This is a genomic window from Klebsiella planticola, assembly GCF_000783935.2.
Classification (GTDB): domain Bacteria; phylum Pseudomonadota; class Gammaproteobacteria; order Enterobacterales; family Enterobacteriaceae; genus Klebsiella; species Klebsiella planticola.
In genome coordinates, this window is the sequence record NZ_CP026047.1 from 2,362,663 (window position 1) to 2,378,605 (window position 15,943).

At 56.3% G+C, this 15,943-nt stretch carries 12 protein-coding genes and 1 pseudogene; 4 read left to right on the forward strand and 9 right to left on the reverse strand.

Going from position 1 to position 15,943, the window contains the following annotated elements:
• Window positions 1–86: 86 nt before the first annotated feature.
• The gene (locus MC50_RS11425) at window positions 87–980 is read right to left on the reverse strand and encodes a LysR family transcriptional regulator (RefSeq protein ID WP_047663920.1); all 894 of its coding nucleotides are present in this window, start codon (window positions 978–980) and stop codon (window positions 87–89) included.
• Window positions 981–1,095: 115 nt separating this feature from the next.
• Here MC50_RS11425 and MC50_RS11430 point away from each other — a divergent pair, with 115 nt between their 5' ends.
• Window positions 1,096–1,278 (forward strand): 4-oxalocrotonate tautomerase, encoded by a 183-nt coding sequence (locus MC50_RS11430; RefSeq protein WP_032689671.1) that lies wholly within the window; start codon window positions 1,096–1,098, stop codon window positions 1,276–1,278.
• Window positions 1,279–1,338: 60 nt separating this feature from the next.
• Here the strand turns inward: MC50_RS11430 and MC50_RS11435 are convergent, their stop codons facing one another.
• The 3 genes and pseudogenes from MC50_RS11435 to MC50_RS11445 form a co-directional block, all read right to left on the reverse strand.
• Complete coding sequence (locus tag MC50_RS11435) at window positions 1,339–1,860, reverse strand: DUF2867 domain-containing protein (RefSeq protein WP_047663923.1); 522 nt, start codon at window positions 1,858–1,860, stop codon at window positions 1,339–1,341.
• 201 nt (window positions 1,861–2,061) lie between these two features.
• Window positions 2,062–3,390, reverse strand: coding sequence for an OprD family outer membrane porin (locus MC50_RS11440; protein ID WP_047663925.1), 1,329 nt, complete (start codon window positions 3,388–3,390; stop codon window positions 2,062–2,064).
• Window positions 3,391–3,467: 77 nt separating this feature from the next.
• Window positions 3,468–4,249, reverse strand: a pseudogene (locus MC50_RS11445) (histidine phosphatase family protein).
• A 544-nt stretch (window positions 4,250–4,793) separates the two neighbouring features.
• Here MC50_RS11445 and surE point away from each other — a divergent pair.
• A complete protein-coding gene (surE, locus tag MC50_RS11450; RefSeq protein WP_032697974.1) occupies window positions 4,794–5,669 on the forward strand; it encodes a 5'/3'-nucleotidase SurE in 876 nt (291 codons plus the stop codon).
• A gap of 53 nt (window positions 5,670–5,722) precedes the next feature.
• Here the strand turns inward: surE and MC50_RS11455 are convergent, their stop codons facing one another.
• Genes MC50_RS11455 through MC50_RS11470 form a run of 4 tightly spaced genes read right to left on the reverse strand, consistent with a single transcriptional unit; the run spans window position 5,723 to window position 11,975 of the window.
• Complete coding sequence (locus tag MC50_RS11455; protein WP_047663927.1) at window positions 5,723–8,878, reverse strand: CusA/CzcA family heavy metal efflux RND transporter; 3,156 nt, start codon at window positions 8,876–8,878, stop codon at window positions 5,723–5,725.
• Between the two features lie 11 nt (window positions 8,879–8,889).
• Entirely contained in the window at window positions 8,890–10,167 is a 1,278-nt protein-coding gene (locus MC50_RS11460; protein ID WP_047663929.1) for an efflux RND transporter periplasmic adaptor subunit, read from the reverse strand.
• Between the two features lie 45 nt (window positions 10,168–10,212).
• On the reverse strand, window positions 10,213–10,560 hold the full coding sequence (cusF, locus tag MC50_RS11465) for a cation efflux system protein CusF (RefSeq protein ID WP_032698007.1): 348 nt from the start codon (window positions 10,558–10,560) through the stop codon (window positions 10,213–10,215).
• A 29-nt stretch (window positions 10,561–10,589) separates the two neighbouring features.
• On the reverse strand, window positions 10,590–11,975 hold the full coding sequence (locus MC50_RS11470; RefSeq protein ID WP_047663931.1) for an efflux transporter outer membrane subunit: 1,386 nt from the start codon (window positions 11,973–11,975) through the stop codon (window positions 10,590–10,592).
• Between the two features lie 172 nt (window positions 11,976–12,147).
• Here MC50_RS11470 and MC50_RS11475 point away from each other — a divergent pair, with 172 nt between their 5' ends.
• Entirely contained in the window at window positions 12,148–12,831 is a 684-nt protein-coding gene (locus MC50_RS11475; protein WP_032689664.1) for a copper/silver response regulator transcription factor, read from the forward strand.
• On the forward strand, window positions 12,821–14,272 hold the full coding sequence (locus MC50_RS11480) for a Cu(+)/Ag(+) sensor histidine kinase (RefSeq protein WP_032697971.1): 1,452 nt from the start codon (window positions 12,821–12,823) through the stop codon (window positions 14,270–14,272). Before MC50_RS11475 ends, MC50_RS11480 begins: the two co-directional genes overlap by 11 nt.
• Window positions 14,273–14,328: 56 nt before the next feature.
• On the opposite strand, the gene MC50_RS11485 is transcribed toward MC50_RS11480, so the two are convergent.
• Window positions 14,329–15,450: a ribosomal protein uL16 3-hydroxylase gene (locus MC50_RS11485; RefSeq protein WP_032689662.1), complete on the reverse strand. Its 1,122-nt coding sequence runs from the start codon at window positions 15,448–15,450 to the stop codon at window positions 14,329–14,331.
• Between the last annotated feature and the right edge of the window lie 493 nt (window positions 15,451–15,943).

Below are 15,943 nucleotides of genomic sequence, written 5' to 3' on the forward strand. Positions count from 1 at the left end.
CCCCGGCAGCGTGTTTTGTGCCGTCGTCAAAACGGGCGTGTTGACCCCGGGGCGGCGCAGACATCGGTGTGAAATCGTTTCATCCGTTATTGCTGCGCGCCAAAGTGCTGTATCAGAAAATCAATTACGCTGCGCAGCTTGGCTGATGGGCGGGTATCCTGTTGATAAATAAGATACATCGGCGTTGGCTTATAGGACCACTCGGGTAGCACCGGCACCAGGCGTCCCTCGGCGATATCTTCCTTCAGCAGCGATTCCGGTTGCAGCACGATGCCGCAGCCGTTCAGTGCGGCAATCCTCAGCGCATGGCCCTGGTTAGACATAAACCGACCTTTCACTACCGCTTTAACGATCTCGCCATTGGGCCCCATCAGTTCCCAGCGATCCTGATGTATCCAGTAGGACATCCCCAGACAGCTAAAGTGACTCAGCTGATCCGGATGCGTCGGCGTCCCGTGCTGACGGAGGTAGTCGGGAGAGGCGGCAAGGATCCGTCGGTAGGCGTGCAGCGGCCGGGCAACGATATCCGTCTGGTGAATCTCACCAATATGAATACCTAACTCCGCATTCCCGCTACTCAAGTTTGGCGTTTGGTTATCCAGCGTCAGCATGACGTTGACCTCCGGGTTTTGCGCCATGTAGACGCTCAACGCCGGGACCAGTATCTGACAGCCGAAGCTGACCGGCGCCACCATATGGACCAGCCCTTTGGCTGTCGATTGCAGCTCCGTGGCGCTATTTTCGGCGAGAGAAAATTCTGCCAGCACTCGGCGACAGCGCTCATAGTAGAGCTGTCCGACCTCGGTTAACTGTTGGCGACGCGTGGTGCGGTGCAGCAAACGTGCGCCAAGCCGTTGCTCAATCGCCCGGATCTGTTTGGCCACCATCGTGGCCGATACGTCGCTGACATCGGCCGCTGAAGCAAAGCTGCCGCACTCGACAACCCTGACAAACATCTCCATTCCGGCAAGTTTATCCATGATTAACAACCTGTAGGTTCTGATTCACTCAACCTGACACCCATTTATTCGTCCTCACCTTTCGGCAAAGATTCACTCATCGACCCCAGACGGGGTCTCAAGCGGAGAGAAAAATATGCCTGTTTTACGTTTAGAATTACAGCCGGGCCGCACGCCTGAACAAAAGCGCGATTTTGCCCGTGAAGCGACCCGGGTCGCGGTTGAAACGCTGAAATGCAAACCGGAGAGCGTGGATGTGGTCATTGTCGAAATACCCAAAACGCACTGGGCTAAAGGAGGCGTATTGCCCACGGAATAGTGAGCGGGCCGCGCTTCTCGTCGCCAGCGCAGATTCACCGCGCCGCAGACCGTGGGGCGGTTATCGCCAGCCCCTTGCCGCCGCTCTTTTGAGCATGGCGCGCACCACCAGGCGGTGGAACGGGGCAATCAACGTGATATAAAGTTTCCCGGTTCGGTTATGGCAGCGCACCACGGAAGCCAGCACCACCTCTTTTTGATTGGTCGGCGTCTCGCGACGCTGACGATGCACCACGGCAATCCTGAAATCGAGATGGCTGTCATTGGCGCCGACGATCAGCTCGTTGGCCTCGACCGCGAGTACCGGGAAAAAATCGATATGCGGAGTGCCCTCTGCGACCAGTTTTGCGCGCATCTGAGCGGAGGACTGGATCCCGAAGGGCCTGACCATAAGATCCCGACAGGCCAGCAGCCATTTGAACCAGCGCGGCGGCCTCGCCAGTACCTGATGAGCCAGAGTATTGATATCAGCAGGCGCATCAGGAGGCAGGGTGATGGCGAAAGCATCCGCAAGCTCGGGGGAAGGGAAGAGGTTCACGATCCGGCTTTCATCGGGTAACGGCACGGTACGAATGGTTTGCAAGGCAATCCCTCGGCAGTCGGTGGGCAGAGTGGCGGGGCGCAGGCTACCACAGGAGGAGCCTGACGCGCCGTTGTTCTATTGTTTCACGAAAAGATACGCGATAACGGGTTCCCGGCAGTTTACCGACGTACGGCTATTTTACGAGCGCTGAGCGTGCTGTTTCGCCTGATTGCCGGTATCACCGCGTGCCGCGGCGAGATATCAGAACAGAGCAAACCGATACTCGATGATGACCTCGGAAGAGAGGGAGTTGGCCCGGATATAGCGTCCATCGTTCAGCACCGGCGTTTTTCCGTTCATGCGATAGGACCATCCTGGCCCGAACATCGCCCAGACGGTCAGGTTTTTTAGCTGCGGATGCGTTGGCACCCAGCGGCTAAAAGCGTTGATTTCGCCCGTGCGCACGTGGTTGCCCTTGTAGTTAAACTGCGCAATGTTGCCCGCCAGGCCTATCGCCAGCTCTGGCGTCAGGTTGTAGTCTGAAATATTCGCCAGCACCAGCTCCCCGTCACGCAGGTAGTCGCTGCCGGCGTAGGCCATCGAAATAAAGGTACCGCGTGAGTTTTTGCTCATATGCCGGGGGAAAAAGCCGATTTCGTGGGCTTTTTCGGCATCGGTATAGCCCAGTCCCCACCTGGTGCTCCAGTTGTCCGCCTGCCATTTGACATCAATCGCATAATGTCGGGCATCGCTGTCGAAATCGCGTTTATTGGCCGGCATCGCTTTATATTCATCCAGAGCGTGAGTGGCATAAATCTGCGTACCAATATTCAGCTGCTTCAGCGGTTTGAGTTGCGTGAACAGCACATGGCGGCGCAGGTAGTTATCGCTTTCACCATAGCCGTACTGTAAATTCAGCCGTTCGCTCTGCCACAGTAGATCGCCGCTGGCGATATGGTTGAGATACCGTCCGGTGTTGGTCTGGAAGCGTTTCTTATCCGGCGAGTTACGGTCCATCGAACTGTCGACATAGGCGCCGCGCAGGGTCACGTCACCGTAGTTGACGCCGCCGCTCCAGCCGAGATAGGTGGTGGGCGACAGCCGGGTAGAGGTGGAGATCACGCCAGTGTTTTTCATCATCTGCCAGCCCCAGCGGGCGTTCAGATTGAGATCGGCGAGTTGATATTTCAGCTTCATGTTGCGCTGACCAAACTTGGAAAAACCCTCGGCATTGCTCTTTTTATTACCGCTCCCGTTATTATAGAGCACGCCGCGCGAGTTAAAATAATCGCTGGCGCCCAGCTTGATAGCACCGTAATAAGTTGCATCGACGCCAATAATATCGGCGAAATAACCTGACTGGTAATCCACGGCAACACCCTGGCCCCAGGCGTTGTGCACTTTCTTGGGTTCTGTCTCCTCTACCTTAAGATATTTCCAGTAGTTTTTAAGCGATAGCGTCATATGTGACTGGCTAAAAAAAGGATCGGCAAATACCGTATCAATCATATCTGCTTGCGCAACGTCATTCGCTGACCAGACGTAGGCAGGAAGCGTCAGCAGCAGCATAGTAATAATATTGTTTTTCATTCTAAACCCCGAGGCGATATGCTGCGAGCCAGCCGGGGCTGGCGTCAGCAGTTATCTGCAATAATATAATTAAGCGATCAGTTATTGTTATTGAGGGCCTGCTTGCCGGCTTCGACATATTTCATTGTGCCGATTTCTGGAACCGAATATGTACCATTTTTATAGACAATTTTCACCACCGCGGCGTTGGCCAGCGGTTTATTTTTCGCCGTGTCGGCGGTGAGGTCGGAAATCATAATTTGCATCGCCGTGCCGGACGAAATGGCGAGGATATTTTTGTCGCCATGGGCCTCGGCATTTTCAACGAGGGTATGCACGCTGCCTGAGTACGGCTCTTCACCTGCTGATAATTTTCCGCCATGCCCAGCGGGTCGGCTGCGGCCAGTGCGTTCTGGCTTTCAGCCACCGGCAGAGCGCCTGCCTTCATTTTGCTGAACAGCGCGGCGCTGTCTTTTAACCCCAGCTGTTTGGCGCCAGCCGCGGCCATATCCTTGTTGAAGCCGCCTTCAAAGCTGCCAAAAAAGGCTTCGCGTAGGCCTGGCAGCTCGATCGGGTGATAATGGGCGATCCCGGCCTGCTTCAGAATCACCTCCAGGGTTTCCCGCTGTCGCCCGGCATCGCTGGAATAAAAGCGGTCGAACTTCACCCCTTTTAAACCTTCGCCGAGATAACGGGCGACGCGGATACCGTCTTCAGTCAGCGGAGAATCGGCCCATCCCTGCACGCGGTCGAAGGTATTTAATAGCGTTTTCCCGTGTCGGGCAAAATAGATATTAATGCTGCCATCGTCTTTCATTTCCGCTGCTGAACAGGTTGCGGCGCTGGCGAACATGATGATTGCGGTTAGCCATTTATTCATATTGTTCTCCTGTTTATTATGTGAAAGCCAAAAAAAAACCTACGTCAGTGACTCGGGATGGGCATATTTTATGATGCCGCCGGAGTATCTGACGTAGGTTTTGCCTGTGTTGGAAACAGTAACAATCCACTACCGTCGACCTTATCATGTTAGCGGTGGAAAAACAGGCGGAATTTGTTTTTATATTAATAAATGTGATCGTTCGCATGCCCTGTGGATTGTTACCAATAACATTTCAATCTCCGGAATATCGTTGAAAAGTGACATGGTAAATTCGTAAGAATCAGATGTTAATATTCAGGTTAAATATCATTTCGCAGCCTTTATTTTTAGCATAAATAGTCTGGCGTTATTGATCGTAGTCACATAATAAACCTGCTGCCTCTGGATTATCCTGTCGATACGGGGTATTTTCCCCTTGTCCTGGGATTGTAACGGAATAACGGCAAAACCTAAGAGAGCTGGCGCAAGTCAATTTGCGTGCAGCTCTCTTAGGTTTTTTTTTGCGCCAGACAAATATCTTGATACTGACTAAGGAGTTATCGTGAAAATCAACATCCTCGCCGCTGCGCTGCTCACCATACTGACCGCCTCGACTCAGGCGGCGGAAAAACCGCTCAGAATCCTGCTGGTTAACGACGATGGCTGCCAGTCGGTTGGCACCACGTCGTTGCAGGAAAAGCTGGCCGCCAAAGGGTATGACGTGTGGATGGTGGCGCCCGACACCAACCAGAGCGGCATCGGCTCAGCGATAACCTTCAAACCGGGTAAAACGTTCGATGTTAAGAAAGTGGCTGACAAGCGCTACTGCTTCCCGGGCACGCCGGCGGATGCCGTGGATTTTGGCCTGTGGGGTCTGATGAAAGAGGCGGCGCCGGACCTGGTCATTTCTGGGGTGAATGATGGTCCCAATACCGGCATGGCGCAGGTGAATTCGGGGACCGTCAGCGCTGCGGCCCGCGCGCTGCGCTACGGTTTCCCGGCGATCGCCGCCAGCATCGGCTATCGCTTCACGGAACAGGAGATGAAAAACAAATGGCCGAGCACGCATAAATACTGGCCTGATTCGGTGGATTACGTCGTGACCGTGGTGGATAAGCTGAACGCCACCCGCGAGCCGGGGACCGCCTTATTACCCAAAGGGTCGGGGCTGAGTATCAACTACCCGCCGCTGCCGGCAACGGAGATTAAAGGCGTCCATTACATCGACAATGAGCAGTTTCCTGTTCCGCAGATTAGCTATGAGCTGCAGGCCGACGGCACGGCGAAGCAGGGCATGAATCCGGCATCGCTGACGCCAACGACGGCGGACACCGACAGCGGCTGGTTGAATAAGGGCTATATCACCTACACCCTGTTTGACGGTTCGTGGAATGCGCCGCAGTTCCAGGCGCAGTATGAAAAACGGCTGGGCCGCTAATCGCGCGGTGAACAAGCGAAAGGAGCGACAATCGCCCCTTTCGCTGAGGTGGATCAGGATGCCACTTTCCGCGTCTGCCGGTGCCGGTACAGCCACATCAGCTTATACGCTGCCGGGATGATAAACAGCGACAGCAGCGGGGCGGTGATCATCCCGCCGATCATCGGGGCAGCGATGCGGCTCATCACCTCCGATCCCGCGCCGGTGCCCCATAAGATGGGCAGCAGGCCGGCGATAATCACCGCCACGGTCATCGCCTTTGGCCGCACGCGCAGCACCGCCCCCTGGTACAGCGCCTCGTCGAGCTTTTCGACGCTAAAGGTCTGCGGATTTTCCAGCGACGGGTGAGCTTCAATCGCATGACGCAGGTACATCAGCATCACCACGCCAAACTCCGCCGCCACCCCGGCCAGCGCAATAAACCCGGTGCCGGTGGCAACCGACAGATGGAACCCCATCCCGTACAGGAACCAGATACCGCCAACGAGGGCGAACGGTACGCTGGTAATGATCAGCAGTGCCTCGCCAAAGCGGCGGAACGCCAGGTAGAGCAGGACGAAGATGATCATCAGCGTCATCGGCACCATCAGCTTCAGCTTCTGATTGGCGCGTTCGAGCAACTCAAACTGTCCGGAGTACGAGACGCTGATCCCCGGTTTCATCTGCACCTGTTCGGCGATGGTTTTTTGCAGGTCGTGAACCACGGAGACCATGTCGCGATCGCGGGCGTCGATGTAGATCCAACTGGCCGGGCGGGCATTCTCGGTTTTCAGCATCGAAGGACCGGTCACCACCTTCACTTCGGCGACGTCGCCGAGGGTGATTTGCTGTTTCATCGGGGTCAGGACTGGCAGCTGGCGCAGGGCTTCCGGGCTGTCGCGATAGCTTTGCGGGTAGCGGATGTTGATCGGATAGCGCTCGACGCCTTCTACCGTTTCGCCCACCATGGCGCCGCCGATGGCCGACGACACAAACAGCTGAACGTCGCCTACGGTCATGCCATAGCGGGCCGCTTTTTCGCGGTTGATAGCGATATTAAGATAGCGCCCGCCCACCAGGCGTTCTGCCAGCGCCGAGGTGACGCCCGGTACGGTTCGGGCGACCACTTCGATCCGTTCTGCGACCTCGTCGATATCGGAGAGTACCGTGCCGGAAACCTTAATGCCGATCGGGCTTTTGATCCCGGTGGAGAGCATATCGATGCGGTTACGAATCGGCGGTACCCACAGATTGGCCAGTCCCGGCAGGCGCACGGTCTTATCCAGCTCCTCGATAATTTTCTCCATGGTCATCCCCGCCCGCCACTGCGCCTGCGGCTTGAGCTGAATGGTGGTTTCGACCATTTCCAGCGGCGCGGAGTCGGTGGCGGTTTCTGCCTTACCGGTCTTGCCAAACACGCGGGCCACTTCCGGCACGGTCATGATCAGCTTATCGGTCTTTTGCAGCATATCCGCCGCCTGCGCAGCTGAGATCCCCGGCAGCGTCGAGGGCATATACAGCAGATCGCCTTCGTTGATCTGCGGTAAGAACTCGCCGCCGACCCGACTAAGCGGCCAGATAATCGTCAGGATCGACAGCAGAGCGACCAGCAGGGTGGTTTTCGGCCAGTGCAGAACCTTCAGCAACAGCGGATGGTAAATGCGGATCAAAAAGCGGTTGAGCGGATTACTGGTTTCCGCCGGGATCTTGCCGCGGATCCAGAAGCCCATCAGGATCGGGATCACCACGATCGCCAGCAGCGCCGCGCCCGCCATCGACCAGGTTTTGGTAAAGGCGAGTGGGCCAAACAGCTTCCCCTCTTGCCCTTCGAGGGTAAAAATCGGGATAAACGACAGGGTGATAATCAGCAGGCTGATAAACAGCGCCGGGCCGACCTCCACCGAGGCATCGGTGATAATTTTCCAGCGCGTGTCGTTGGCCAGTTTCTGCCCCGGGTGGTGGTGCTCCCACTCTTCCAGCCGCTTATGGGCGTTTTCGATCATCACGATGGCGGCGTCAACCATCGCCCCTACGGCAATGGCGATACCGCCCAGCGACATGATATTGGCGTTCAGCCCCTGAAAATGCATGACGATAAAGGCGATACAGAGCCCAAGCGGCAGCGAGATAATCGCCACCAGAGCGGAGCGGATGTGCCACAGGAACAGCGCGCAGACCAGCGCCACGACGATAAACTCCTCCAGCAACTTATAGCTGAGGTTGTCGATCGCCCGGTCGATCAGCTGGCTGCGATCGTAGGTCGTCACGATTTCCACCCCTTCCGGCAGACTGCTTTTCAGGGTCTCGAGCTTGTGTTTAACGGCGGAAATCACTTCGCGGGCGTTTTTGCCGGATCGCAGGATCACCACGCCGCCGGCCACTTCGCCTTGGCCGTTCAGTTCGGCGATACCGCGGCGCATTTCCGGACCTGTTTGCACCCGCGCCACATCGCGTAGAAAGACCGGCACGCCGTTGTCGCCGGTTTTCAACACGATATTATTGAAGTCATCCAGCGTCTGCAGGTAGCCGCTGGCGCGCACCATATACTCAGCTTCCGACAGCTCGACGGACGAACCGCCCGCCTCCTGGTTGGAGGCGTCCAGCGCGGATTTCACCGCCGACAGGCTGATGCCATACTGGGTCAGTTTCTGCGGGTCGACAACAATCTGATACTCTTTGACCACGCCGCCGACCGATGCCACTTCCGAGACATTGGGGATGGTTTTCAGCTCGTATTTTAAAAACCAGTCCTGCAGCGAGCGCAGTTCGGCGAGATCGTGTTTACCGCTGCGATCGACCAGCGCATATTCGAAGATCCAGCCCACGCCGGTTGCATCCGGTCCCATTTCGGCGCTGACGCCTGCCGGCAGTTTACCCTGCACCTGGTTGAGATATTCCAGTACCCGGGAGCGCGCCCAGTAGGGGTCGGTACCATCCTCAAAAATGACGTACACATAGGAGTCGCCAAACTGCGAGAAGCCGCGTACCGTTTTGGCTCCCGGTACCGACAGCATGGTGGTGGTCAGCGGCCAGGTGACCTGATTTTCGACGATTTGCGGCGCCTGCCCCGGATAGCTGGTTTTAACGATAACCTGCACATCCGAGAGATCCGGCAGCGCATCGACCGGCGTATGGACTATCGTCCACGCGCCCCAGAGGCTGAGAAACAGCGCGCCCATCATCACCAGAAAGCGGTTGGCCACCGAGCGACGGATTATCCATTCAATCATTTGCCATCTCCTTAGTGGGCGTGCGCCGCGGGTGTCGGCAGCGCGGCAGGCGTCTGCGCGCGCATCCTGTCCAGAGCGCCGGAAATATTGGCTTCCGAATCGATCAGGAACAGGCCGCTGGAGACCACCTTTTCGCCTTCGCTGAGGCCGGCGCTGACCGCCGTGAGGCCGCCGGATTGCTGGAACACGTCGATACGTTTCGGGATAAAACGCCCGTCGTTGTCAACCGTGATCACCCGCTGCTCCGTGCCGGTATCGATCAGGGCTTTTGAGGGGATCAATAGCATCGGCTGGCTTTGGGTGTTCAGCCGGAGCCAGGCGTTCATTCCCGGTTTGAGCATCTCATCGGGGTTATCCACCTGCAGGCGTAGCTGTAGCGTGCGGGTCGTGGCATCTGCGCTGGGCAAAATCGTCCATTTGCTGATGGTAAAGGTTTTCCCCGGCCAGGCCGGAACGGAAATCGTAAACTGCGAGCTCTCTTTAAGCAGCCAGGCAATAGATTCCGGCACCGCGGCGCTTATCCACACCGGATCCATTCCCTGAATTTTCGCCACCACGTTATCTTTGGTGATGTTCATCCCGCTGCGTAAATCAAAGGCGGTAATGACGCCATCGATCGGCGCTTTGAGGGTGAAGCGGGTCTGAATTTTGCGCGTCGCTTTTAAGCGGCGAATATCCTCTTCCGGCATGCCGGCGAGGCGCAGACGCTCGAGGATCCCCTCCACCTGGGTGGCGGTTCCGCCGGTATCCCGCAGCAGCAGATATTCGCTCTGGGCTTCGACCCAGTCCGGAATGGTCAGATCGACCAGCGGCGTGCCCTGGCGAATTTTATCGCCGACGGTCAGGGGATAGACCTTCTCGATAAATCCCGCCGAGCGCGCCTGCACAATCACAAACTGGTATTCGTTAAAACTGACGCTCGCCGGCAGCAGCTGCTCGAAATGCAGCGGGCCACGGCGAACGGGTTCGGTTTTCAGCCCCAGATTTTGGGTCTGCGTGGGATCGATACGCACGCCGGGTGTGGAAGGGGTGGCTCCCCCTTCGTCGGCATACTTTGCCACCAGGTCCATATCCATAAACGGGGATTTTCCCGGTTTATCAAAGCGCGTATTAGGGTACATCGGGTCATACCAGAACAGCACTTTACGGGCCTCTTTTGTATCGGTCGCTGCCGCGCTGTTCGCGGCGGTTGGGGGTGAGAACCAGGCGTACAGGCTTGCGGAGATCATGCCGCCAATAAGCATACTGCCGATAATCAGCGCGCTGTTTTTGAGGGTTAACGAGGCCATATTTGTGTCCATTCCGGTGTTATTGGGAAACTATCTCCGTGGGCGTTACTGTGCGAGATGGATATCCTGTAATAAGGACAGATTGCCCTGCTGAATAAAGGTAAAGGCCACTTTGCTGCCGGCTTTAATGTCGTTGAGCGGCGTTTGCGGGGTAAAGGTGAAACGCATGGTCATCGGCGGCCAGTTCACCGCCGGAATCGCATCATGGGCGATGGTGACCTTTTTGCTTTCCATATCAATGGATTTAACCTCACCGGTGGCACTGATAGCCGGCGTTTGTTGCGCGGCGGGCGCGGGGTTCATCATTTCGCCATGCTGATGTTCGCTGGCCTGCGCGCCGAACATCACCGTAGAAAGAAGGCCGAAAATGAGGGTTTTAGTAAGGTGATTCATCATGCATGCTCCTGAAAGTAAATGAGGATTTATTCCACCCAGCCGCCACCGAGGGCGGTGAATAGCTTGATTTCGTTGACCTGACGGGCGTAGTTGAGGTCCAGCAGGGTTTGTTGCGTGGTGAACAGCGAACGCTCGGCATCCAGCACTTCGATATAGCTCACCGCGCCGTGCTGATAGAGCGCTCTGGCACGCTGCTGGGTCGTCTGCAGCGAAGCGAGGTAGCGTTGCTGAGCGCTGATTTGGTCAGCCAGGCTCTGGCGCAGGGCCAGCGCATCGGCGACCTCTTTGAAGGCGGCCTGAATTTTTTGCTCATAATTCACCACCGACTGCTGCTGGCGGATTTCTGCTAAATCGAGGTTGGCCTGATTGCGCCCGGCATTAAAAATCGGCAGTTCGATTTTGGGGACGAAATTCCACATCCCGCTGGCGGGGTTAAACAAGCGGGACAAATCCGCGCTGCTGCCGGACAGCGAGCTGGTTAAGGTTATCGACGGGAAAAAGGCCGCGCGCGCGGCGCCGATATTGGCGTTCGCGGCTCGTAAACCGTACTCGGCTTCTAAAATATCCGGGCGCTGCAGCAGGATCTGTGAGGAGAGCGCCGGCGGCAAGGCGACACCGTTGATATCAAGGAGGCTGCTGGCCGCGTCATCAGGCAGATGCTGGTAGCTGCCCAGCAGCAGCTGCAGGGCGTTGTTGGCCTGCGCCAGTTCGCCTTCACGTTTGGCAATATCGGCACGGGTACTTTCGATCACCCCGCGGGCCTGCTCCAGCGCCAGGACATTGGTGCTGCCGGTCAGCAGCTGTTTCTCGACAAAGGCGTAGGAACGCTGGTAGTTCTGCAATGTCTCCTTCGCCACCTGCAGCTGAGCCCAGGCCAGGCGCTGGTTGAAATAGCTCTGTGAGACGTTCGAGATTAATAAGATATGGACCGCCCGGCGGGCTTCCTCGCTGGCGAAATAGTTTTGCCTGTCCGCCTCGCTTAAGTTTTTCAGACGGCCGAAGAAATCGAGATCAAAGCTGAGGTTTAGCCCGGCCTGATAGTCGCTGGCGGTGGTGGTGTCACCTTTGAGTTTGCCGCTCCAGGTGGTGCTGGCTGCGCTATCAAGCTGCGGGTAGCGATCGGCGTCAGTGACGCCATATTGCGCTCTTGCCTCCTGAACTTTGAGCGTCGCCATGCGCAAATCCCGGTTGTTCAGCAGCGCTTCGCCAATCAGTGATTTCACCTGTGGGTCAACGAAAAACGTCCGCCAGCCGCTCTCCTGATAATTTGCCGGCATCGTGACCAGCTTGTTATGGCTGAGTGAGAACTGCTGCGGCACCGGCGAGGCCGGCTGCTGGTACTCCGGTGCTAAAGAGAGGCAGCCGGTCAGAACAAAAGTCATGCTGAGCATGATGAGCTTTAATTTACGCATAGGGCAGGACGTTTTCGGCGACGAATGAATGACGGGTACTGTACAAAACGGCCTCTGTTCGATGCGTGACAGGCAAATGACAAAGCTGTCATTTTCCTGAGAATTCATTGCTATCCGGTTTGGCTCCACTAAAATTGGAAACCCGCACAAAAGGCGCGTGAAGGAGCATGTCATGAAGATTTTGATCGTCGAAGATGAGAAAAAAACCGGGGAGTACCTGACTAAAGGGCTGACGGAGTCCGGTTTTGTCGTTGATCTGGCCGATAACGGTCTGAACGGCTATCACCTGGCGATGACCGGCGATTATGACCTGCTGATTCTCGATATCATGCTGCCTGATGTGAACGGCTGGGATATTGTCAGAATGCTGCGCGCCGCCAATAAAGGTGTGCCCGTTCTGCTGCTGACGGCTCTGGGCAGCGTTGAACATCGGGTAAAGGGGCTGGAGCTGGGCGCGGACGACTATCTGGTGAAGCCCTTTGCCTTTGCCGAGCTGCTGGCGCGAGTCAGAACTTTGCTGCGCCGCGGCGCATCGACCATGGTTGAAAGCCAGTTTCAGGCGGCGGATCTGTTCGTCGACCTGGTGAGCCGTAAAGTGACCCGCGGCGGAACGCGTATCACCCTGACCAGCAAAGAGTTCACGCTGCTGGAATTCTTTCTGCGCCACCAGGGAGAAGTGCTGCCCCGCTCGCTGATTGCGTCCCAGGTCTGGGATATGAACTTTGATAGCGATACCAATGCCATCGACGTGGCGGTCAAACGGCTGCGGGCCAAAATCGATAATGACTTTGAACCGAAGCTTATCCAGACCGTGCGTGGCGTGGGCTATATGCTTGAGGTACCGGATGTTGAGTAAGTGGTTTCCGCGGCCCTTTTCGCTGGCTTCGCGGCTGACTTTCTTTATCAGCCTGGCCACTATCGTGGCGTTCTTTGCCTTTACCTGGATAATGATCCATTCGGTGAAAGCGCACTTTGAGGAGCGCGATGTTCACGACTTAAAGCAACTCGCGACAACGCTTGAAACGGTGCTAAACCACGGCGACTATCCGCAGGCCCAGCGCCTGGACATCGTTAAAAACGTCATTGATGGCTACGCCAACGTCTTTATCTGTCTCGATGATGCCAATGGACAGACGCTTTTCCAGTCGCCGAATGGCCCGGATCTGAGCCAGATCATGAGCACCCCCGGGCTGGTGGCCCGCCTGCAGGACGGGAGAGTGATCTCTTGGAGCGACCCGCATCCGCGGACGATGACGCATGATAACCATCAGATGCAAAGCAGCGCCTGGCGGCTGATTATGCTGCCGCTCGGCAAATCGGCGGAGGGCAAACCGGCTTATTACCTGCTGATGGCGTTATCGATTGATTTCCATCTGCACTATATTAACCAACTGAAGGCGAAGCTGATTTCGGCAGCGTCGGTGATCAGCATTGTTATCATCTTTATTGTGCTGTTCGTGGTTTATCAAGGCCACAAACCGATCCGCCAGGTCAGCCGGCAGATTCAAAACATCACGTCCAAAGATCTCGACGTACGGTTAAATCCCGGGAGTGTTCCGGTGGAGCTGGAACGGCTGGTGATTTCGTTTAACCATATGTTGGAACGTATTGAAGATGTCTTCACCCGCCAGTCCAACTTTTCTGCCGATATTGCCCATGAGATCCGCACGCCGATTACCAACCTGGTGACGCAAACGGAAATCGCCCTCAGTCAGACTCGCAGCCAGAAAGAGCTGGAAGATGTGCTGTACTCCAGTCTGGAGGAGTTTTCGCGGATGTCGCGGATGGTGAGCGACATGCTGTTTCTGGCGCAGGCGGACAATAATCAGCTGATCCCCGAGCAGAAAACCCTGAACCTGGCCGATGAGGTCAACAAAGTGTTCGACTTCTTTGAAGCCTGGGCGGAGGAGAAAGAGGTAACGCTGCGTTTTACGGGAAATGGATGCTGGGTGAACGGCGACCCGCTGATGCTGCGGCGGGCAATCAGCAACCTGTTGTCGAACGCAATCCGTTACACGCCGGGGCAGCAGGCGGTGACGATTCAGGTCAGTGAAACCGCCGGGCAGGCGAAGCTGGTGGTGGAAAATCCGGGGACACCGATTGCGCCTGAGCACTTACCTCGGCTGTTCGACCGTTTTTATCGCGTCGATCCTTCCCGCCAGCGTAAAGGTGAGGGAAGCGGCATCGGCCTCGCGATCGTGAAGTCTATTGTCGCCGCGCATCACGGCAGCGTGGTGGTGGAGTCCGATAGTCGCTCAACGCGCTTTATCCTGACCTTGCCAAAACAGATGCCGTAAACGGCGAAAGCCTGGCAAAACCAGGCTTTCGGATAGACCCGTGCGGGGCAGCGGGATTACTCTTCGAAGTACCAGTAGCCCTGATTGATCAGGCGGACGAGTTCCGCCACAAATGCCGGATTCTGTAGCGCATCGCCCAGCTCGTCCTGACCCACGGTGGTGTACCGGCACAGAGCGTCCAGCGCATTCGCATCGGTTGTTTCCAGTTGCTCGCTGTTGACAAAGAAGCTGTCGCCGATATGCAGAACCCGTAGTCCGCTCAGGCGGCATAGCGTTTCACCCCCCGTCAGCGCATCCACAACGTCTTCTTCAGTATACGGCGGTTCGGCCGGGGCAATGTCCAGCTCATGGCGCGGGGTGGTCGCAAAGCGGCCGAACCACTGCTTAAAGTCTTCCGGCTGGTTAATCATGTCGATCATCATCGACCGCAAACGCTCGAGCTCATACTCTTCCACGCGGCCGGGATGCTCACGACAGGTGAGGTCCGGATCGCTGTAGTGCTCGCCGCCGAGATCGTTTTCCAGCGCGTAATCGGCAAAGCTGCTGATGAGATCGCGACCATTAGGGCCACGGAAGCCGACGGAGTAGTTCAGCGCGGTTTCGTGGGTAACGCCATCGTGCGGGAATCCAGGCGGGATATAGAGGATATCGCCAGGCGCCAGATCTTCATCAATGATTGGCGGGAAAGGATCGACATGCAGAAGCGCCGGGTGCGGACAGAACTGGCGCATTGGCAGCTTGTCGCCCACGCGCCAGCGACGGCTGCCCATTCCCTGAATAATAAAGACGTCATACTGGTCGATATGCGGGCCAACGCCGCCGCCGGGGACGGAGAAGGAGATCATCAGATCGTCAAGGCGCCAGTCCGGCAGAACGCGGAAGGGACGTACCAACTCGGCAGCCGGCATATGCCAGTGGTTTACCGCCTGTGCCAGCAGAGACCAGCCGCTCTCGCCCAGACCGTCAAAATGTTCAAACGGCCCGTTGCTGGCCTGCCAACGATCGTTAACCAGGCTCACCAGGCGACTGTCGACTTCAGGTTCCATGGCCAGACCGGCCAGCTCATCCGGCGTAATCGGATCGACGAAGTCCGGGAAAGCATTCTTTAATACCACCGGCTGCTTTTGCCAGTACTTCTCTAAAAACTCGGGCCAGTTGATGTTCAGTTGATAAGCCATAGATTCACACCAGTCATGTAGAAACGGGCCTGATTATAGAAAGGAGTTAGCCAGCGGCGCTTTGTCATGAGTCAATACAGCCGCTTAATTCGCCATCTACGACGGCGCAGGGTGAGAAAATTAAAGAAAGAGAGAAGGGAAAATGGCGATGACGAATATCGCGCGCGCTTTTTTATGCCGCAGGAGATTTGGCCCTGTTGCCGCTGTAAGCCGCGTGGTTACTGGGTTTATCCGTTTCACGGCAACGGGGGAGAATGCGGGAAAGTTCAAATAATGAGCGTTTGATAAGTTTTTTGTATTTTAAGGCTTGCCATGCAAACAAAACTCCCTATAATGCGCTCCCACTGACACGGCAAATGTGAACGAGTTCACAGATTAAGCCGGGTCGGCAGAGAAAAAATTCTGAAATTCAGGGTTGACTCTGAAAGAGGAAAACGTATTATACGGGACCTCGCGACAGAGCGCTCAGCGCCGTCGCACTGCTCTTTAACAA